This is a genomic window from Marivirga arenosa (genome assembly GCF_030503875.2).
GTDB classification, from domain to species: domain Bacteria; phylum Bacteroidota; class Bacteroidia; order Cytophagales; family Cyclobacteriaceae; genus Marivirga; species Marivirga arenosa.
The window spans coordinates 1,822,179-1,843,992 of the sequence record NZ_CP129968.2; the positions used below are offsets into that span (position 1 = coordinate 1,822,179).

The 21,814-nt window shown below is 33.6% G+C and carries 14 protein-coding genes and 2 tRNA genes; 11 read left to right on the plus strand and 5 right to left on the minus strand.

Annotation, left to right across the window (positions count from 1 at the left end; translation table 11 throughout):
• The first annotated feature begins 44 nt into the window (after nucleotides 1-44).
• Genes QYS47_RS07885 through QYS47_RS07900 form a run of 4 tightly spaced genes read left to right on the plus strand, consistent with a single transcriptional unit; the run spans nucleotide 45 to nucleotide 2,500 of the window.
• The gene (locus tag QYS47_RS07885; RefSeq protein WP_322348299.1) at nucleotides 45-686 is read left to right on the plus strand and encodes an alpha/beta hydrolase; all 642 of its coding nucleotides are present in this window, start codon (nucleotides 45-47) and stop codon (nucleotides 684-686) included.
• Between the two features lie 6 nt (nucleotides 687-692).
• Nucleotides 693-1,640, plus strand: a complete 948-nt coding sequence (locus tag QYS47_RS07890) for a ring-cleaving dioxygenase (RefSeq protein ID WP_322348300.1) — start codon at nucleotides 693-695, stop codon at nucleotides 1,638-1,640.
• The gene (locus QYS47_RS07895) at nucleotides 1,630-2,022 is read left to right on the plus strand and encodes a nuclear transport factor 2 family protein (protein WP_322348301.1); all 393 of its coding nucleotides are present in this window, start codon (nucleotides 1,630-1,632) and stop codon (nucleotides 2,020-2,022) included. The genes QYS47_RS07890 and QYS47_RS07895 overlap by 11 nt, the downstream gene beginning before the upstream one ends.
• A gap of 25 nt (nucleotides 2,023-2,047) precedes the next feature.
• Nucleotides 2,048-2,500: a DMT family transporter gene (locus QYS47_RS07900; protein ID WP_322348302.1), complete on the plus strand. Its 453-nt coding sequence runs from the start codon at nucleotides 2,048-2,050 to the stop codon at nucleotides 2,498-2,500.
• 1 nt (nucleotide 2,501) lies between these two features.
• Here QYS47_RS07900 and QYS47_RS07905 read toward each other — a convergent pair whose 3' ends face one another.
• Nucleotides 2,502-4,142 (minus strand): M1 family metallopeptidase, encoded by a 1,641-nt coding sequence (locus QYS47_RS07905; protein WP_407660368.1) that lies wholly within the window; start codon nucleotides 4,140-4,142, stop codon nucleotides 2,502-2,504.
• Nucleotides 4,143-4,295: 153 nt separating this feature from the next.
• Between QYS47_RS07905 and QYS47_RS07910 the strand changes: the two genes are divergently transcribed.
• Genes QYS47_RS07910 through QYS47_RS07920 form a run of 3 tightly spaced genes read left to right on the plus strand, consistent with a single transcriptional unit; the run spans nucleotide 4,296 to nucleotide 12,662 of the window.
• Nucleotides 4,296-8,384 carry a tetratricopeptide repeat protein gene (locus QYS47_RS07910; protein WP_322348304.1) on the plus strand — a complete coding sequence of 1,363 codons (4,089 nt, stop codon included), beginning with the start codon at nucleotides 4,296-4,298 and terminating at the stop codon, nucleotides 8,382-8,384.
• 8 nt (nucleotides 8,385-8,392) lie between these two features.
• Nucleotides 8,393-10,492: an OmpA family protein gene (locus tag QYS47_RS07915; RefSeq protein WP_322348305.1), complete on the plus strand. Its 2,100-nt coding sequence runs from the start codon at nucleotides 8,393-8,395 to the stop codon at nucleotides 10,490-10,492.
• A gap of 4 nt (nucleotides 10,493-10,496) precedes the next feature.
• Entirely contained in the window at nucleotides 10,497-12,662 is a 2,166-nt protein-coding gene (locus QYS47_RS07920; RefSeq protein ID WP_322348306.1) for a hypothetical protein, read from the plus strand.
• 45 nt (nucleotides 12,663-12,707) lie between these two features.
• Here QYS47_RS07920 and QYS47_RS07925 read toward each other — a convergent pair whose 3' ends face one another.
• Nucleotides 12,708-13,289, minus strand: coding sequence for a porin family protein (locus QYS47_RS07925; RefSeq protein ID WP_322348307.1), 582 nt, complete (start codon nucleotides 13,287-13,289; stop codon nucleotides 12,708-12,710).
• Nucleotides 13,290-13,376: 87 nt separating this feature from the next.
• Here QYS47_RS07925 and QYS47_RS07930 point away from each other — a divergent pair, with 87 nt between their 5' ends.
• From QYS47_RS07930 to bioA, 3 genes are read left to right on the plus strand one after another with little or no spacing between them, the layout of a single operon-like run.
• Entirely contained in the window at nucleotides 13,377-14,495 is a 1,119-nt protein-coding gene (locus tag QYS47_RS07930; protein WP_322348308.1) for an aminotransferase class I/II-fold pyridoxal phosphate-dependent enzyme, read from the plus strand.
• Entirely contained in the window at nucleotides 14,492-15,100 is a 609-nt protein-coding gene (gene bioD, locus QYS47_RS07935; RefSeq protein ID WP_322348309.1) for a dethiobiotin synthase, read from the plus strand. The genes QYS47_RS07930 and bioD overlap by 4 nt, the downstream gene beginning before the upstream one ends.
• The gene (bioA, locus tag QYS47_RS07940; RefSeq protein ID WP_322348310.1) at nucleotides 15,097-16,371 is read left to right on the plus strand and encodes an adenosylmethionine--8-amino-7-oxononanoate transaminase; all 1,275 of its coding nucleotides are present in this window, start codon (nucleotides 15,097-15,099) and stop codon (nucleotides 16,369-16,371) included. Before bioD ends, bioA begins: the two co-directional genes overlap by 4 nt.
• An 82-nt stretch (nucleotides 16,372-16,453) precedes the next feature.
• On the opposite strand, the gene QYS47_RS07945 is transcribed toward bioA, so the two are convergent.
• Both QYS47_RS07945 and QYS47_RS07950 read right to left on the minus strand, forming a co-directional pair.
• Nucleotides 16,454-16,525, minus strand: a tRNA-Glu gene (locus QYS47_RS07945).
• An 84-nt stretch (nucleotides 16,526-16,609) separates the two neighbouring features.
• Nucleotides 16,610-16,681, minus strand: a tRNA-Glu gene (locus tag QYS47_RS07950).
• A gap of 171 nt (nucleotides 16,682-16,852) precedes the next feature.
• Here QYS47_RS07950 and gap point away from each other — a divergent pair.
• The gene (gap, locus tag QYS47_RS07955; RefSeq protein WP_308357056.1) at nucleotides 16,853-17,848 is read left to right on the plus strand and encodes a type I glyceraldehyde-3-phosphate dehydrogenase; all 996 of its coding nucleotides are present in this window, start codon (nucleotides 16,853-16,855) and stop codon (nucleotides 17,846-17,848) included.
• 285 nt (nucleotides 17,849-18,133) lie between these two features.
• Here gap and smc read toward each other — a convergent pair whose 3' ends face one another.
• A complete protein-coding gene (smc, locus tag QYS47_RS07960) occupies nucleotides 18,134-21,688 on the minus strand; it encodes a chromosome segregation protein SMC (RefSeq protein ID WP_322348311.1) in 3,555 nt (1,184 codons plus the stop codon).
• Nucleotides 21,689-21,814 lie beyond the last annotated feature (126 nt).

The window sequence follows — 21,814 nt, forward strand, 5'->3', positions numbered from 1 at the left end:
TTAGTTGTATATACATATATTGTTGTTGTATTAATTAATTTAGAATGTCAAATACATTACATTTATTTGAAAACACCATTTTTGAAGGTACAGCTGTAAATGAAGCAAAACATGCGATCATTATGACTCATGGCAGAGGAGATGATGCTTCCAAAATGCAGCAATTAGTAAAGAGCTTAAATTTAGCAGATCAAACTGCCATAGTTTACCCTATTGCTACTAATAACACATGGTATCCTACAGGCTTTATGAAGGATTGGGAAGAGAACCAACCATGGCTTGATTCCGCTCTTGAAAATTACGGTACTATAATCAAGTATTTAAATGAGCAAGGTATTGATACTGAAAATATTTTTCTTTTAGGTTTCTCGCAAGGTGCATGTTTAACATTGGAATATGCTACCCGAAACGCAGAAAAATATGCAGGTATAGCCATTCTTAGTGGAGGGTTAATCGGTCCACAAATTCAAATGAATCATTATAAAGGTGATTTTAAGGGTACGGAAGTTTTGATAGGATGTAGCGATATAGATCATCATATTCCGGAATCAAGACTTCACGAATCAGATGAGGTGCTAAGCTCTATGGGTGCTAATGTTGATAAAAGAATATACCCAGGAATGGATCATATCATAAATGATGATGAAATTAAGAAAGTAAATGAAATGTTGGCATCATTAAAATAAATCAGAATGAACTTTAAAGGAATAATAAAAGGATTACATCATATTACCGCTACGGTTAATGATGCTCAAGAAGATTACGATTTTTATACAAAATTATTGGGTCAAAGATTAGTGAAGGAAACTGTAAACTTTGATAATGAGAAGGTTTACCATTTTTATTATGGTAATGAAATCGGTTCACCTTCTACTATTTTTACAACTTTTCCTTATAAAGATCAGGGCGTAAGAGATGGAATTATTGGATCAGGACAAGTATTTGAAACCGTTTTTTCTGCACCTGCTAATAGTTTACAATATTGGGAAGATAGGTTAAAGAAACATAATGTAGACGTTTCAAAGGCCAATTTATTCGGAAAAAAGAAATTAACCTTTAAAGACCCATCAGGATTGAATTTAGCAATTATTGAAGATGGAGAAGATGAAAGAAGCCCCGTTTGGAAATCGGATGAAGTACCTACTGGCCAAAATATTATAGGAATTCATCATGTTGTATTAGCTATTGAGAATGTAGAGGAGACTTTAAAGTTTTTAGAAGTATTTGGATATGAATCTACCCAAAAGGAAGGTGATTTTACTTTGTTGAATTCTTCAATTGGAGGTGCCGGTAATTCTTTGGTTGTTATGGATGCTAAAGGCTTACCAGAAGGTAAAAATGGTTTAGGAACTGTGCATCATGTGGCTCATAGAGTAGAGAGTATTGATGAATCGCTCAAAATCAAAGATTATCTTGAAAATGAACTTAACTTAAAAGTTACTGAAGTAAAAGACAGAAAATATTTCCAATCTATTTATTTCAGAATACCAGGAGGAGTATTATTCGAAATTGCTACCGAAGGACCTGGTTTTATGGTGGATGAATCGAATAAGGAATTAGGAAGCTCACTAAAATTACCAGACTGGCAGGAGGAAAGAAGAGCAGAGATTGAAGCAGGTTTACTGGATTATGAAAGATAATATAGCAAGACTTGCAGCTATTAAGAACAATGCCATTGCATTTTATGAAATGGCATTTACAGGAAAACCAGCAAAAGCTGTAGAATTATACGTGGGGGATCAATATATTCAACATAATCCTTTGGTAGAAAATGGTACTGATGGGTTTATTAGATATTTTGAAAAAATGCAAGTGAAGTTTCCTAATAAACAAATTGATTTTGCTAGAGCCGTAGCGGAAGATGATTTGGTGGCACTTCACACCCATCAAGTTTGGGCTGGAGATGGAGAATATATTACTATGGACTTTTTCAGATTTGATGAAAAAGAGAAAATAGTTGAACACTGGGATAGTATTCAAAAGATACCATCAGAGTCAGCCAATCCTAATACCATGTATTGATTTAAAATCCTCAGATTACAATCAGATGCAAAAATCAAATTTAATATTAATGATGTTGGTGTTTTTAGCGGGCGCTATTTTACCTATACAGGCTGGTTTTAATATACAAATAGGTAAAGCAGTACAACAGCCTGTTTTTGCAGCATTTGCTTCCTTTTTAATAGGGACAACAGCTTTATTTTTATATTTATTAGCCGTTCGTTTTAATTTCTCGAGCATTAGTGCTACTCAAACCGTTTCTCCATTATTTTGGACAGCAGGGATTTTAGGAGCTTTCTATGTGGCTTCCGTAATTATTATTGCACCACGCCTAGGGACAGCCCTAACATTCTCATTAATAGTTGGAGGTCAAATGATTATATCATTAATTTTAGACCACTTTGGCTTATTAGGTTTTTCAATAAAAGAAATTAATTGGCAAAGAATACTTGGCGTTATATTCCTGGTTTTAGGCGTTTTATTAATTAGAAAGTATTAAGCTATTCCGTTAGATTAAAAGTTGAAATGTAGAAATTTGGATCAACCATAATATCTGTGTTTTCAGGGAGATTTTCTAATGTTTCATAGCTTTTGGAATTAGGAACCAGCCATTCTTCTTCTCCATTGATAAAAATGCGAAGAGGCATTTTAAAATCTTCAACTGTATTTTCCCATTTATAAAGGAGCTTGTTGTCCAGTATTCTGTAGGTAAAAGTAGGAATTAGTGTAGTTCTTAAATATTGGTCAAATACAAAGCTCAAAGTATCGCCATAAGCCTTTTCGATATAGTCTTCAATTTGCTGTGTGCTTACCGTTTGATGGTAGAATACCTCATTTAAACCTCTTAATGTATTACGCCATTTCTTATCGTCATCAAACAATTGGCGGATGGTATGAAGCATATTGGCTCCTTTATAATACATATCTCCAGAACCTTCATGAGACACACCATATTGCCCTATTATGGGTCTATCATTAGATATGGAAGATCTTACCCCTTGCACATAAGCATTGGCAGCTAATGAATCGAAATGATAGTCTAAAAATAAATTTTCTGAATAATGGGTAAACCCTTCATGAATCCACATATCCGCTACATCATTATGGGTTATGTTATTAGCAAACCACTCATGTCCCGATTCATGAATGATAATAAAATCAAATTTTAATCCCCAGCCCGTTTGGCTTAAATCTCTTCCTCTGTAGCCATTTTTAAATTCATTCCCATAGGTTACTGAACTCTGATGCTCCATTCCTAAATAAGGAGCTTCAACTAGTTTGTAGCTATCTTCATAAAAGGGATAAGGCCCGAACCAATATTCAAAGGCCTCAAGCATTCGAGGCACCTCTTTAAACTGCTTTTTGGCTTTTGCCAGATTATAGCTTAATACCCAGTAGCTGCAGTCCAAAACACCTTTTTCGCCATTGTACTCTTCTTCAAAATTTACATAATCACCAATATTTAAATTTACCCCATAGTTATTGATAGGATTATTCACAAACCAATGGTAAGTTCTACTATTACCTAAATCTTCAACTTCTCTCAGACGACCATTTGAAACATCTATTAAAGGTTTTGGAACATTTACACTAATCAGCATGCTATCGGGTTCATCATAGGGATGCTCTTTGCATGGCCACCAAATACTAGCACCTATTCCTTGATTTGAGGTAGCAATAAAATGTTGATTATTTTTATCCTTTTTCCAGGAAAATCCGCCATCCCAAGGTGCATTTTTTGCTTTCCTTGGTTTACCTGAAAAATATACAACTAAATCTTGATAGCTATCTTTTGGTTGTGGGTCATGTAATTCAATAAAATGAGCTGCTCCTGTTGATTGATAAGCTAGTTTTTTCCCATTTTGAACCACGCTGTCTATCTGCATTGGAGCTTGTAAATCAATTTGCATCACGTCATGAGATTTTAGAACTCTGTATCGAATTAAATTTGACCCTTTTATTTTTTTTTGATCAGGATGTACTTTTGTGCTTAAATGATAATAATTTAAATCCCACCATAGTCTTTCTTCAGTTAAACCTCCCTTTAAGCTATCTGCTTTTGTGAATACTTTTTGGGCTGATGTTGTAAAATAAATTGTAGAATAAATCAGTATGGTAAGTAGTATGTTTTTGATGTTCATCATAAACTAGGTGATTGAAATTCAATTAATTAATTAGTAAGTCATGCAAAATCCATCACTAATAGTTACTATATTTAGTATGCAAATACCTAAATGTAGGTATTTCGATGAAATTTTTTCAAATTTCTTGTGATTTCCTCATCTTGCGCATGTATGAAAAACTCCATTTTTGTAATTCTATTAATCTTTGGCTTTTCTGCTATTATCTCAACGCAAAGCTATGCCCAAAGCTCATGGGAAGATTCATTTTCTGCACTACAGCAAGCTCAAAATGAGAATAAGCTTGAATTGGCTAATTCTTTATTAGAAAAGGCACTCCAACAAGCTAAAAAAACCTATGGTGAGGTACACCAAGCCTATGTGCTCACATTACACTTAGGGGTGAAATTGTCTTTTCAAACTCAGGATTATGAATATGGATTAGAGTTGGCTAGAAGAGAATTAGAGTTGATGAATGAAGTTACCTTTGATCAACAAACACAATTTTATATTCAGCTTCTTAATTTTTTAGCTCAACTTAATATTCAACTCGGAAATACTGACGAAGCAATTCAATTCTCAAAGGATTATATGGAATTGCTAAATAAGGAAGATCCGAGTTCTCTTAATCAAGCTTTAGCAACTTATGATTATGCTTCACTACTATATCAAAATCAAGATGATAAAGCATTAGAGTATTTTCAAAAAGCCTTACCTGAACTTGTTCAATTTACAGCTCAAGCCGGAACGCAATATTTGAATGCCCTTTATTATGTTGCTTCATTATTACAAGAAAAGGGTCAGTTAGATCAAGCCGCTAATTACTATGATAAGGTAATCGGGATCACTCAGGATAATAACTTGCAAAACTCTGATCTCTGGAAAATCTCAGCCTACCAAAGAGCTTTAATTTATCAAGAAAGTAGTCAGAATGATAGAGCAATATCATTTTATGATATATTGATTACCCAATTAGAAAAGGATGGAGAAACTGAAAAAGATTTATATGTCAGTGCAAAGAATAATCTAGGAGTTTTATATCAAAAAACTGGACAAACTAAAAAAGGAGAATCCTTACTGGCTTTAAGTGGTGATGATTTACAGAGTCAATTAAATAGTGCCGCTATTGCTTATAATAATGGTGATTATGAAACTGCATTAAACCTTTATACCATTGCTAATGACTCACTGGAGATACAGACAATAGAGGACAGTCTTCAATCCGTAAAAATATTAGCTCAAAAAGCCTTGGTATTTAAATCTATGGGTCAATTAGATTCTGCTTTAAATTTACTGCTAGCTTTAGAGGCTGACATACTTAAAAATATAGCTGGAAGGCAGGAGGAGAAAGCGCTAGCTTATAAAAATACTGGAGATCTTTATCTTGAATTAGCTGATTTTGATTCAGCTGAATTATATCTGAATAAGGCTCTTGCTCAATTTGAAGGCAATGATAAATTCAAAACAGAAATCCAGATACAAACTAGAAATAGCTTAGGGGTTTTAGAGCAGAATAGAACCAATATTGAAAAAGCTGCTTCGTACTTTACTCAAAATTTGAAGCAAATTGAAGAAACCCTGGGTAAGCAAACGGTAGAATATGCCAATACCTTAAATAACTTAGGTTCTTTAAGATTGGAAGATAGTGAATACGATTTAGCAGCTTCATATTTTGAAGATGCTGGAAAGATCTTCAGGTCTATTTTTGAGGAGGAACATGAAAACATAGCGAGAACCTACGAAAATTTAGGAGCTGTTGCTCAAAGTAGATCTCTATACAGAGTAGCAGATTCTTTATATCAATTAGCTGAAAAAACTTATACAGCAAGTTTGGGAAGTGAGCATCCCGCATTATTGAATGTGAATTCAAAATTAGCTTTAGTGAAATTGGCTGAAGCTGATTATCCAAAAGCAGAGCGCTACTTTAGGCAGTCCTTAGATTTATCAAAGCTAATTTTTGGAGAGCAAAGTGCTGCTTATGCTGATGCCTTATCGGGTATGGGTTTATATTATCAAAGCACAGGGAATTTAAGGGAGGCAAAAAATAATCTTCAAAAGGCCATCGAAATTTATATCAAAAAACTTGGTAAGCTTCATCCATCTTATGTTACCTCTATAGAAAATCTATCTTCTATTTATCAAAGTGAGGGTAATGTTAAAGAAGCCCTTCCCTTGCTGAATGAGGCTCTAGAGATGGATTCGATAATCTACGGAGTCAACCATCCTAAATATGCTACTACCTTACACAATTTAGCCTCCTTATATTTGAGCAATGAAGATTTTAATAAGGCAGAAGACTTCTATGAAAAATCATTAGTAATTGATGAAAAAGTATATGGTAAAGAAAATCCTGTTTATGCTAGTACTCAATATAATCTTGCTGTTTTATACCAAAAGCAGGATCAATTTGATAAAGCAGATTCTTTATTTGCTAGAGTTACAGATTTAAGAAAAGAAGTATTAGGAGATAATCATCCAGACTATATCTTTACCCTATATGGTTGGGGTATTTTAAAGCAAGTAGAAAATGATATAGACTCAGCCTATAATTTATTTTCAACTGCTGTTGATAGCTACTTATTTCTTTTCAAAGAATATTTTCCTTCCATGAGTGAAAGTGAAAAATCTGCCTTTTACCATAAGGTAAATCCAGTTTTTGAAGCATATAAAGATTTTGCACTTGAAAACTACACTAAAATCCCTAAGCTGAAAGAAGATTTATTTGACCTGCAATTGTCTACCAAAGCAATGTTATTGAATGCTTCGGCTAAGATGAGAAATAAGATCTTAAATAGTGGAGATGAGGAGCTGATTTCATTATTCAAACAATGGCAATCTAAGAAAGAAAAAGCAATCCAATATTACTCTTACACAAAAGATGAATTAGATGAACAAAATATTGATTTAGATGAATTGGAGGTTTCCATTAATAATATGGAAAAAGAATTGAGTTTGAAGTCTAATTTATTCAATGCAGGTTTTGGATCGGATAGTATAAACTGGCAAAAATTGAAAGCGAGCTTAGCACCAAATACTGGTGTGGTCGAGCTCGTAAGAGTTAAGAAGAGTTTAAGAAATGATTCCATTATATATGCAGGTTTGATTTTGACTTCCGATATGACGGAACCTGAAATTGCAATTCTACAGGAGGGCAGAAGAATTGAACAAAAATATTTTAATGCCTATCAGAATTTGATCAAGTTTAAATTGATGGATAAAATATCCTATGAAAATCTTTGGGAATGGGTAGACGAAAAAATTCCTGAGAATTTAGATAAGTTATTTATCAGTCCTGATGGAATTTATAATAAGATTAATATCAATACACTTTACAGCGAGAACTTAGATCAATATCTTCTTGAAAAAGAGAATATCAGAATTATTACAAGTTCTCGAGATTTGATAAAGCAAAATGAAATCCCAATACCTAAAACTGATCTAGCAATTGATTCTGCTGGTGTAAATTCAGATTCAGTGATGATTGCTGATGATTTAGATTTAAGAAGTAATAGACCAAGTTTAGTGCTAATTGGATCACCTGATTTTTCTTTGGGAAGATCAGAAGACGAGATGAATTTAACAGCCGAAAGGGTAGGTTTAATGAGAAATTTCAGTGGTGGTATTCCAAGACTCCCAGGTACCAAAAAAGAAATTAATGCCATTGATTCTATGACAAGGTCAAGCAATTGGCAAGTGAGGAAATATTTAGAAAAAGATGCAAATGAAATTTTGATAGATAGCATCTCAGCTCCTAATATATTGCATATTGCTACCCATGGCTTCTTCAAGACTTATGATGCTGATAAAAAGATATCAGGAGTAGAAAATCAAGGCAAAGAAGAAAATCCATTATTAAGATCTGGTATATTGCTTTCAGGTGCTTCAATCGGTCTTGCTGGGGGCTTACCTTATGAAAATAGTTTTGAAGACGGACTTCTTACCGCTTATGAAACTATGAATCTTAACCTTGATGATACCGAATTAGTAGTGTTATCTGCTTGTGAAACAGGTTTAGGAGATGTAAAAAATGGAGAAGGAGTTTATGGACTTCAACGTGCATTTTTGGTAGCAGGAGCAGACAATCTAATCATGAGTTTATGGACTGTCAATGATTATACCACTCAACTTTTAATGACTGAATTTTACAAACATTGGACAGAAGGGGATGATAAATTTTCAGCCTTCAGGAAAGCACAAATGAAAATTAAGGAACAATTTCCACAACCCTATTATTGGGCAGCATTTACTATAATTGGAGAATAAGTATTTCTATGAACTATTATAATAAAATTTTTTTAATAATCGCATTGGTGTTTAGCGCATCTATTGCTTATTCACAATCCAAAAAGGATTCGATAGAACAAGTATTAGATTCAATATATCCTAAGACTATTGTAGCTGAAATCAGCTCCGATGAGTTTACAGAATATGCACCTAGTATTAGTGCGAACGGTCGGATTATGATATTCGAGTCTAATCAAAACGGACTCTGGAATCTTTATTTAACCAGATTTGAAGAGGGTAAATGGATTGATGAAGTTCCCATTGATAGTGTTAATATGGCTGCGGACTCAAATGATGTAATTAGTGGTCCTAACTTTAGCTACGATGGAAATAGAATATATTTTCATGCTTCATTTGATGGAGGTTTTGGAGCGGAAGATATTTATTTTTCTGAAAGGGTAGGTGACAATTGGACTGAGCCAGAAAATATGGGGCCTGAAATAAATTCTTCAAGCTTTGATGGTTTTCCAACTATTTCAACAGATGGAAAAACACTTTATTTCACTCGAAATAGTAAAAACATCCCAGAAGGCATAAATGAATTTTGCTATGAGATTTATGCTTCTCAAAAAACTGATTCTGGTTGGTCTGAACCAGAAGTTTTACCGTATCCTGTCAATTTAGGATGCGAAAAAGCTCCTAAAATCATGGCAGATAACAGAACTTTAATATTTGCTTCATTAAGGGAAGGTGGTATTGGAGGCTTTGATTTGTATCAGACCAGACTCAATGAAGATGGGGATTGGATTAAGCCAGTACCTCTGGAATATGTAAATACCACGGATGATGATTTATTTTCTTCCATCTCTGCTTCTGGAGATTTAATGTACTTCTCAAAGCGTAATGATATATATAGTGTTGAAATTCCTCAGGAATTTAGACAGTTTCAAAATGTCACCCTTCAAGGTGTTATTCGAGATGCTGACAGTAAAGAGGGTTTATCAGCATCAATCAGGATTACAGATGCCAATACATCTGAAATCATTACCAGTTTTGATAATAACCCATCAGATGGTTTTTATTCTATTGTATTATCTGCTGGAAGAGCCTATAATTTAGAAGTAAGGAAAGAGGACTACAGCAGCGCTCTTTATTATTATGATTTGAGAGATATAGAGAGTTATCAGGAATATGAGCAGAATATTGATTTATTCACTACTGCCCACCTTAATGTGAATATTTATGATATTGAGTTGTATGATCCCTTAAAGTCTACTATCACAGTTAAAAATACATCCGGTCGAACGGTAGATATTGTAGAATCAGATGGTCAAAACTGGAAAACTAGAGTAGACCTACCTATTGGTAATGCCTATACTGTGGAAGTAGAAAGTGAAAATTTTAAATCTAAAAGTTTTTCAATTGACTTGACGGGTTTGATTTTATACCGTGTTTATGAAGAGGATATTGAGTTAATCCCTGAGAAAATTGGAGTTCCTATTAATGTAAATGATTTATTGAGTGGAGGGTCTGTTTCATCTTCTACCTTGATAATTCGCAATAAGACAAGAAATGAAGAGATTGTGATTTCTGGAAATCAAACCATTAATTTGAGGGTGGGAGACCGTTATATGGTGGAGGCTTCAAGTGATAGAGGTTATGCCTTTAACTCTACTGAAATTGAGATTTCGAATCAAGGTAAATTGCAAACCATTGATGAAAGCACTGGTGAGATTAAAGAAGATAGTAAAGGAGTTGAATTAAAACTGCAACCTTTAGCTAAGGATGCTAACCTGACCTTAAAGGATATCTATTTTGAATCAAATTCATCAGATTTATTTGAAAGTAGTTTTGAAGAGCTAGATAGGGTTATAAAACTGATGAAATCTTATCCCACAATGAAAATTGAGATTGCTGCACACACCGATGATATTGGGGCGGCTGCTTATAATGTACGACTATCTAAACAACGGGCCAATAGTGTAATCAGTTATATCACGAGTAATGGCATTGAGGAAGATAGATTAATTTCACAGGGTTACGGAGAATCCAAGCCTGTGGTGCCTAACGATTCTGAGGAAAATAGAGCCAAGAATCGAAGAGTAGAATTAAAAATATTAGACATTCAATTGGCGCAAAATGATTAAGAACATGAAGAAGTTACTATTTATCATATCGTTATTCATCTTACTGCCTAAAATAAATTATGCTCAATTAGAGCTTGATTATGATGATGATATCAATCCTTATTTCTTAGGAGATAGCATAGATTTGGTATTTCCACTTTTATATGATTTTTTCAAAACTAATAATGAACATCCTGCAACTAATATTCAGTTAGCTTTAATATTTCAAGAACGCTACAAAAATGCTCATCCTATTTCGGATTATGAATCAGCTATTGCTAATGCAGAAAGAGCCAAACTATTATTTGGTCGATCTAGAGATTTGATTGATGATAGAGAAGTGAGAAGAAATGAATGGTATTATCCAAACTTTACTAATGAATTCAAAAGAAATGGGAAACCAGTGTTAGAATTTGAGGCGGTTCAATCTGTTTTTGAGCAAGGCTATAAAGAAGCTGATTCATTCTTAGTGCATATGCCACCTATTTATGATAATTTCATGAAGATGGTAGAGCAATATGATTTGGCAGCGAAAAACTTTGTCCGAATAAACGGGGACTACAATTCACTCAAGGATATTTATCTCCTTTTTGATGAAGATCTAAAAGCTCGATTTGATTTGGTGAAAAACAGTTATGATTCAACGCTGTACTATTTCAAAGCCTATAAAGATGCAGCTAGCAAATATCCTCCCTTTGAACTCGATCAGCAGTTGTCATTTAATCAAATTAAAACATACCGTTTAGACGGATTGGTGATCCAAACAGACTTTTTGGTGAACAATATTAAATTGTGGGATTATACTTCTTGGGTGAATGAGGTAAAAAATGTAATTGATACTGAGATTGATCAATTGAGAAAAGATATTACTCAAATTGAAGATAAGCTTGATGATAGTTTTGATCAGATGGAAAATTGGCAGCCAAATGATTCAATTGATATCGATCCTATAGAAAGGAAATCAATTTACAGGATTAGAAAGTATGATTTGAATTCACCAGTGGCTAATCTTTTCCAATATAAAGATGATAAGCTGGATTTGATTAATGAACAAAAGAGTTTAGCAGTCTACGATACTGCTGAAGAGATATCTTTGCAAGTTAAATTATACACCATAAATCGAGTTTTTCAGCAGACTATCCAATTGGAAAATGCTTTAGAAAGTTACAATGAGCAAATTGCCTTGAGTGATCTTAATAAAAACAAAGACTTCTACCAACAATATTATGGAGGAGTTGAGGGGTTTAAAGAATATTTTAAATCTGAATCTGGTGAATTATTAAAGATAAGGGGAGAAACTGCTAATAGATTGAAAACTCAAATTGTGGAGCAGTTTGAAAAACCCTTTGCTCAGGAAATCCCAACCTTTAGAAGGCTGAAATTTGAATGGCAAAATCCAGAAAATGAATATGATTCACTTCCTAAAAATATAGCGTATATCAATCACTCAGTTACTAATGTAAACGAGCTGGAATATTTTGGAGGATATTATTTTAATCAGGATAGTGTTCCTCAAGCATTTTATGCTGCTAAAAATGATACAAAAGTTAGATGGTATAATGCTGTTCCTTCATTATATCAATCCAATAAAGCCTGGCAGCAAATTAATGATATTTCAGTTGCAGGTGGAGGTGATTTAAATTTCTTATTGTATGAAAGTCATGTTGATTCATTAGATTTCATTAACCACATAGTGGTGGCAGATGAAAACGGAAAAATAAAAAATGACATAGAAATTGATACTCAAGAAAAGCCTCTTGAATTAACTGCTTTAAGAAATAGTAATCTTCAGTTAGCCTTATATCAAGGAGATGGGTTAGGAGATGCTATATGGCCGAATTTCCTAACTGTGGTGAAATTTAATCCTGATAGTACAGATTATGTTATAAAAGAAATTGACATCAATGGAAAATATGAAGGGATATTTCAAACGGAGGAAGGAATTATATTGGTATCCTCATCAGAGGATAAAATGAATATTCATGCTACACTTTTTGATGTGGATTTTAATTCGCTAAAGAAGCAATCCTATTCTTTCAAAGAGGACTTTGAAATCCATTATCATTACCAATTGAGTGATGAAAGTTTACATTTAATGAGTAGGCAAGGAGAGAAGGGGCACTTCGTTTTGAATGATATTTTAGAGTTACGATATTCTGATGTTGAATTAGAATCTACAGATGGTATATAAAATAGAAAAGGCTGGATTTCCAGCCTTTTTTATTTGAAATATATTCTACAATAATTTATACCCTACACTCAGCATAATTTGATTTACTTTCACATTACCATCAGCACCTAGTGTGGCTTGATTAGATAAGTTACCTTCATATCTTAGATCAACAATAAGTTTTGAAATATCTAGACCGACCCCTGCTTGATAGGCAAATACCGCTGATTTATAATCTTCTACAGCTGCGTCTTCAAAATCTTCCAAATCATCGAGATTAAAACTTGCAACTGGACCAGCATTAATTCTCACGGGTCCAAATTTCCAACCAAATAAAACAGGCATATCTATTTTGTTTTGGTTGAAATTTATTCCTTCTCCTACCGGGAGAAATGGTTGACGATATTCACCACGAACTGAATTAAAATAAATTTCTGGTTGGATGTAAAAGCCTGTAATTTTAATTCTAGCAAAAACACCAGCGTGATAACTGTATCTTGCTTCTCCTGCTGTATAATCATCTACATTTTTTTCAATACTCAGGGTCGTGTTACTTAATCCAACTTTAGGACCTATTGTAAAAATTTGTGCATTTGATACTGTAATTCCAGTAAAAAATAGAGCGAATAAAAGTAAAATCTTTTTCATGTTTTATTATCATTTGAGTTTCTAAGTACAATAACGTTAATCAGTATAAATGTTATATTTGCATCGATTAAATCTTATATATAAAGGATGAAGGTAGAGGATGTTTTAGAGAGCCAATTGCAAAAAAGAAAGCAAAATGGGAGTTTTAGAACCTTGAAAATTGCTGATCCCAAACAAATAGATTTTAGTTCGAATGATTATCTAGGCTTAGCTCAGGTTTCAGAAATACATCAACCTATAGAAGAGTTTGTAGAAAATGGAGCTTCAGGTTCAAGACTATTAAATGGCAATAAGCAATATCACGAGGATTTAGAATCTTTTTTAGCTGAATTTTTCAAAGGTGAATCATCATTAATTTTTAATTCTGGATATGTAGCTAATCTTGGCGTATTATCTTCAATTCCGCAAAAAGGGGATGTAGTACTGATAGATGAGTTATCACATGTTTGCATTAAGGAGGGAGTGAGATTAAGTAGAGCTCAGCATTTCAGCTTTAAGCATAATGATTTAAGTGATCTAGAACAGAAACTCAATAAATTCCATAAGCAAGGGGGGAATATATTTATTGTAGTTGAATCAGTTTATTCAATGGATGGAGATGAATCCCCATTGTTAGAAATAGTTGAATTAGCTAATCGCTATGATGCCTATATTATAGTAGATGAGGCACATTCTACGGCATTGCATGGTGACTCTGGTTTTGGATATTGTTGTCAATTAGGTATTCAAGATAAAATATTTGCAAGGATTTATACTTTTGGTAAAGCAGTTGGAGCTCATGGTGCTGCAGTTGTGGGTAGTAAAATCTTAAGAGAGTATTTAATTAATTATAGCAGACAATTTATTTATACTACGGCCTTACCTTATTCTAACGTCAAAACGATTGAGGCCGCCTTAAATTATAGGCAGAATCATCCTGAGTTATGGGATAAACTTCAGAAAAATATTAGTTTATACCATGAAATTCTGAATCAAGATATTTCGAAACTCAATAGTAATCACCCAATACAAGGCGTAATTTTTAAAAACAATAATGATGCTATTCAATTTTCTAATTATTTAAATGAAAATGGTTTTAATGTACGCCCAATTTTAAGCCCTACTGTGGTAAAAGGAAAAGAAAGAGTTCGGATTTGTTTACATGCTTTCAATTCCGAAGATGAAGTAAGAAATTTGTGTCACCATATCAATCAATATTTTAAATGAACTATTTTATTACCGCCATTGGAACTGACAGTGGTAAAACATTATTTAGCACCATTCTTTGTGAAGCACTGGAAGCAGATTATTGGAAGCCAATTCAAGCGGGTTTTCCTAGGGATACTGATTTTGTGGCAGCTCACTTATCAAATTTAGTTACAGATTTAATTCCTGAAAAATATGTATTGAATACTCCAGCCTCACCACACTATGCAGCAGAAATAGATAATGTAGAATTAAGAGCTGAAGATTTTGATCTACCCAAAACGAACAATCCGAATTTAGTGGTAGAGGGAGCCGGAGGTGCACTGGTACCGATCAATAATTCTGAGTTTGTAATTGACTTACCCAAGCAATGGGATATGCCTGTGATTTTAGTGGCTAATTTATATTTAGGAAGTATAAATCATACCTTGCTCACTGTAAGCGAACTAAAAAGACGAAATATTAAAGTAAAAGGTATCGTATTTAATGGCCCTTCTAATCCTTCAAGTGAAAGAATTATTTTGCATCATAGCGGGTATCAATGTCTTTTAAGGATTAAACAAGAGAAAGAAATAAATAAGGAGGTAGTAAGAAAGTATGCAAGTGAATTAAAAAACAATTTATGAATTGGTTAGAGAGAGATCAAAATAGTATCTGGCATCCATTTACACAGCTTTTAAATGGCTTTGAACATATAATGGTAGAGAAGGCAGAGGGAATGTATTTGCATACTCCAGACGGCCGGAAAATAATGGATGCTATTTCTAGTTGGTGGGTTAATTTGCATGGACATAGCCATCCTAAAATAGCCGAAGCAGTGGCTAAACAGGCTAGTAACTTAGAGCATGTTATTTTCGCGGGTTTCACGCATAGCCCGGCCATAGAACTGGCTGAAAAATTATTATCTATTTTACCCAAAAACCAATCTAAGATATTCTATTCTGATAACGGAAGTACTGCCAATGAGGTAGCCTTGAAAATGGCTTTTCAATATTGGTATAATAAAGGTGAAAAGAAACGTAAAAAAGTAATTGCATTTGAGGGTGCTTATCATGGTGATACATTTGGCGCCATGTCAGTAGGAGATAGAGGGCCTTTTTCAGCTCCTTTTTCACCTTATTTATTTGAAGTGGAGTTCTTACCTATGCCTACTGAAGAAAATCATACAGAGCTGCTTAATAAGTTTGAAAAAATATTGCATTTAGGAGAAGTAGCAGCATTCATTTTTGAGCCATTGGTTTTGGGATCAGCAGGAATGAAAATGTATGATGCTTCATTTTTAGATCAACTGATAGAAATGGCACAAAAAGTAGATGTCATTTGTATTGCAGATGAGGTTTTTACTGGTTTTGGTAGAACAGGTAAAAACTTCGCATCTGATTACTTAAATCATAAACCTGATATTCTTTGCTTGTCAAAAGGTTTAACAGGTGGCACCATGGCATTAGGGGTAACTTCATGTACTGAAGCAATAATGGAAGCTTATAAGAGCACAGATATCATGAAAACATTTTTTCATGGACACAGCTTTACTGCAAATCCTATTGCATGTGCTGCTTCTATTGCGAGTTTTGATTTGTTAGTGAATGAAGATACTCAAAGCAAAATTCAAGAAATAGGGGAGTGGCAGACTGAATTTTACCATAAGATTTCTCAGCATCCTAAAGTTCAGAATGCGCGAGTATTGGGGACGATCTTTGCAATGGAGTTAAAGACAGAGTCAGATACATCCTATGTGAATGAGGTGCGTCATAAGCTTTATCCATTTTTTTTAGAAAGAGATATATTATTGAGACCCCTAGGGAATGTATTATACATTTTACCACCTTACATAATCAAAAAAGAAGAAATTGAAAAGGTTTATAATGCTGTAGAGGAAATGTTAGAAACCTTATAATTAGGTTTTATATAATTTGACTTGATAAAATTAAGAATTGGCACAAACAAAAAAAGCTACCAAAAAGGTAGCTTTTTTATTGTAGCCCGTAGGGGAATCGAACCCCTGTTTCCAGGATGAAAACCTGACGTCCTAACCCCTAGACGAACGGGCCATAGTTATTTGATTCTACTATGAAAAGAATTAAATTTTTTCTGAAATTTTGCTAAATGTTTTACTTTTTAAAACATTATAAATGTAGCCCGTAGGGGAATCGAACCCCTGTTTCCAGGATGAAAACCTGACGTCCTAACCCCTAGACGAACGGGCCATTTGTAAATGGAGATGCAAATATAGAAGCTGCATTTTTAATTACAAACCATAGCTCAAAAAAAATATAAAAATATTTTCTGAGCTAAACCTTTGAGCTTCTAATTTGATAATACTAACAACTAGGTTTATATTTGTTTTAAATTTATTGTAACTAAATAATTATATCAACATGTCAAACGTAAAAGTTGGAATTAACGGTTTTGGGCGTATTGGAAGATTAACTTTCAGAGCTCTACTGCAAAAAAATAATGTTGAAGTAGTAGCGATCAACGATCTTACAGATACTAAAACTTTAGCTCATTTATTGAAATATGATTCTGTTCATGGAAAATTCCCTGGTGAAGTTTCTTATGATGCCAACTCATTAATCGTAAATGGTAAATCTATCCAAGTTTCTGCAGAGAGAGATCCTGCTAATCTTCCTTGGGGAAAAGTTGGTGTTGAGATTGTATTAGAGTCTACTGGTCTTTTCGTAGATGAAGAAAATGCAAGCAAGCACTTAAAAGCAGGAGCTAAAAAAGTAGTGATTTCTGCTCCAGCGAAAGGTAATATCCCAACTGTTGTATTAGGAGTTAATGATGATACCATGACAGGAGATGAAACTATCATGTCAAATGCATCATGTACTACTAACTGTTTGGCTCCAATGGCTAAAGTATTAGATGATACTTTTGGTATTGAAAAAGGATACATTACTACTGTTCACGCTTACACAGCTGATCAAAGATTGCAAGATGCTCCTCATAAAGATTTAAGAAGAGCTAGAGCTGCAGCTTATTCGATTGTTCCTACTTCTACAGGTGCTGCAAAGGCGGTAGGTTTAGTTTTGCCTCACTTACAAGGTAAATTAGACGGTATTGCAATGAGAGTTCCAATTCCTGATGGTTCATTAACTGACTTCACTTTAGAATTGAAGAAAGAAGCTACTGCTGAAGAAGTTAATGCAGCTATGAAAAGTGCTGCTGAAGGTAGTATGAAAGGGGTTTTAGAATATACAGAGGATCCAATTGTATCAATTGATATTGTGGGTAATCCTCATTCATGTATCTTCGATTCAGCTTTAACTTCTGTTTCTGGTAAATTAGCAAAAGTTGTTGGATGGTATGATAATGAAGCGGGTTACTCTAACAGAGCAGCTGACTTGATCGAGAGAATTTCAAAGTAATTTAAAACCTAAAATAGGTTTATATAATAAAAGGCTAGCTTTTACAATTTGTTAAAAGCTAGCCTTTTTTATTTGACTAGAGTTAAATAATTACCACCTTATTTTTTCATCCATTTCTTTCTCATAATTAATCCAAAGATTATGGAGAATAAAATAGCTTTGAAAAACGATTCCTGTATTTGTGAAATAAAGCTATTATCTTCAATCAAATACATAATACTGGCATCAAGTAACCAAAATACTAGTGCAGTAATTCCTATTCTAATTAAAAAGATTTTGTTCATATTATTCTTCCAATGAATCTTCTAATTCCCTTAAATCAACAGGAACTACTCTTGAAATACCCAATTCAACCATAGTAACTCCATAAATAACGTCTGTGCTAGACATCGTTCTTTTATTATGGGTTACAATAATGAACTGAGATTCTTTTGAGAACTCTCTGATGATATTATTGAACTTGTCAATATTTGCATCATCTAAAGGAGCATCTACCTCATCAAAAATACAGAATGGAGCAGGTTTCAATAAGTAGATGGCAAATAGTAAAGATGTTGCAGTTAAAGTCTTCTCGCCCCCTGAAAGCTGATTTATGGTTAAGGGTCTTTTACCCTTAGGCTTTGCCATAATCTCAATTTTAGATTCTAATGGATTGTCAGGATCAGACAATTGAAGATCGCATTCATCCTCATGTGTGAATAAGGTTCTAAATACTTTTTGGAAGTTTTCTTTTATCTTTTCATAGGCCTCAATAAAGTTTGTTCTAGCGACTTCATCAATTTCAGTGATAGTGTTTAATAAAGAATCCTTCGCATTTCGTAGATCCTCTCTTTGGCTTAGAATGAAATCATTACGTTCTTTGATTTCTTCATAAGCTTCCATGGCCATAGGGTTGATTGGACCAATACGGTCCATTCTCTCTTTCAGTTTATTGACAGCGGCTCTCAAATCTTCTACAGACTCATCAGAATTCTGTTCTTCTTCATCCTCTTCTGAAGCCATCATTTTATCCAAATCGATATCGAACTCAACTGAAAGCCTTTCTTTGATGCTACTAAGATCTAATTTAGTTTCATTTAGGTTGTTTTGTAATTGCATTACAAATTCATCAACCTGTTCCTTATTTCTTTGAATATTACGGCTTTGCTTTTCTATCTCATCTATTTGACCTCGAGCATTATAATATTCCTTTTCTATTTCATTTACCGCCAGCTCAATTTGTTCTTTTTCCTCATACATGCCGAGTAACTCATCATCATTCGTTTCAGCAGTGTCAATAAGCCCTTTAATGGCCTCTTCATTTTCTTTTAATTCAGCCTGATTTTTTTCAAGCCTTTCTTTACTACTATCGAAAGCGGTGTTCTTATAACCGATTTCTTGTTCTAAGCTTTGAACTCTGTTTTGCTGCTGGTGAAATTCAATATTTTCTTGATTAAAAGCGGAAGATTTTTGGCTTAGTATTTCATCTTGAACTCCAAGATCTTCACTTATTATGCTTAATCGCTCTTCAATCTCTTTAAGTTTTTCTGATTTCTCGCTAGCTTCTGGTTTAATTTGATCAATTTCTTCAATTAATGTTTCTCTTTGTTGCTCCATGCCTTCCCTCTTATTGGCAGCATTATTTAGCATTTGAGCAAATTGTTCCTGTTTAGTTCTCACAGAAACATATTCAGAATTCACCTCATTAATCTCAGTTTGAAGTACTTCAATGTTTTCTCTGTAAGTGTGATCTTTTAAATTATCTAGATCATTTTGTCTACTTTCTAGGCTTTCTTTTATCTGGCTAATCTTTTTATTAAGATCTTTGATTTCAACTTGTAGCTTCTCCAGATTTTTAGCTCTACCAATTCTTTTACCTTCAAATAAGCCAACTGAACCTCCTGACATGCTGAATTTTCTTTTGGTTACCTTACCGCTTTGGGTTATGAAAATACTCTCTTTGTCATCAGGGATGGCTTGATAATCTCCATTTACTACATATACATTGTCAAGGATAAAGCGAATTAGCTTTTTGTATTTTGCATCATACTCTACAATTTCGGTAGCGGCTACAGCCTGGTCATAAAGTTTGGTGTCAGAAGGTTTAAACTTTTCAAAATTGTCCAGTATAAAGAAATGCGCTTTTCCCTTACTAGCATCACTTAGTAGATTTACCGCCTCGAATGCTTGAGCCTCAGTTTCCACTATATAGTAGTTCATATAAGGCTCTAAGAAATTTTCAATCGTAATTCTATAGTCTTCAGAACAAGTAAGAACATCTGATAGGAGAGGAGCATTTTTTCCCCACTTAGAACTTTTCTTAAGGAATTTTATAGCCTCTGGAAATCCTTCTAAATTATCAACCAAGGACTTGGTTAGATTGTATTCGTTTTCTCTGGCATCGAGCTTACGCGATGATTGTGTTAATTCTTCACGGATTAGTTCGATTGTGTTTTTATGATCCTCAATCTGCTGATTAAGGTGATTTTCCTTGTTTTTGAGATTACTTAGATATTCATTTTTCTCTTTCAATAATTTAGAAAGCTCTTCAAGCTTAGCATCAAATTCTTCTAAACTTGCAGATTGTTCTGTAGTATCTGTACTACTTTTTTCTAATTCTTGCTTAACTGAAGAAAGCTGAATCTCCTTTATCTCTAAAGATTTGTTTAGTTGATAAACCTCGTTTTGTAAGGTTTTTTGTTGTTGATTAAGCGTGTTTACTTCTTCCCTGATAGCAGAAGTTTTATTTTTCTGCTCTTCATATTCTGCCTTTAAAACTTCTACTCTTTGCTCAGTTTCAAAGAATATTTTTTCAGCGGATGTTTTTTCTTGTTCTAAACTTTTAATACTGAATGCAGCACGTTCATTACTTTGTTTATCTTGCTCAATTTGATGTTTTAAGCTGTCACTTTTATCCTGAAGAAAGCGAAGTCTTTCATTTTTGATTTTCTTTTCACTTTCGTACTGACGGATTTTATTCACGTGCTCATTTAAGGCCTTTTGTCTGCTGGCTAATAATTTTTCTTTCTGTAATAATTCTGATTTACCTTTTTCTAATGTTGCTTCCTGTTCAGCTAATTGCCTATTGAAGCTTAATTTTTTATCATTCTCAGCTTCAAGCTGTTTAGTAAGATTTAAGAATACATCTCGCTTGTCAGCAACCGTTTTTTTCGCTAATAGGATACTTTTTTCTTTATAATCAGCTTTATATTGATAATATTTTTCAGCTTGTTTGGCCTGTTTTTCTAGTGATTTTAGATTCTTCTCGATTTCGAATAATAAATCTTCAACCCTTTCTAAATCTGCATCCGTATCATTTAGCTTCTTAAGCGTTTCTTTCTTTCTTATTTTGAATTTGCTAATACCTGCTGCTTCTTCAAATAAGCCTCTTCTTGAATTATCTTGATCAGTCAGTATGTTATCAACCATTTTTAACTCAATTATAGCATAGCTATTTGAACTAATTCCGGTATCCATAAATAGGTTCGTAATATCTTTAAGCCTACAACTAACCCCATTTAAAAGATATTCACTTTCACCAGTTCTATAATATCTTCTGGTGATGGTTACATTCGAATATTCTGTAGGTAAAAGGTTTTTTGTATTGCTAAAAGTGAGAGAAACTTCAGCTAAGTTACTTTGCTTACGTTTTTTGGTACCGTTAAAAATCACGTTTTCCATTTTATCGGATCGTAACATACGTGATTTTTGCTCACCAAGTACCCATCTAATTGCATCAACTACATTGGATTTACCACATCCGTTAGGACCTACAATTCCGGTAATTCCTTTATCAAAATTAATGACCATACGGTCACCAAAACTCTTAAATCCTTTTATTTCAAGTTTGGTTAGCTGCATATTTCAATCTCAAATACTTTGCGCAAAAAAAGCGGATAACAAATTTATAATTTATTATGAGAAGTGAGTAATCAATTTTAAGGATATCCTTAAAAAATTGAATTTATAAGCATCGCTTAAAATAGA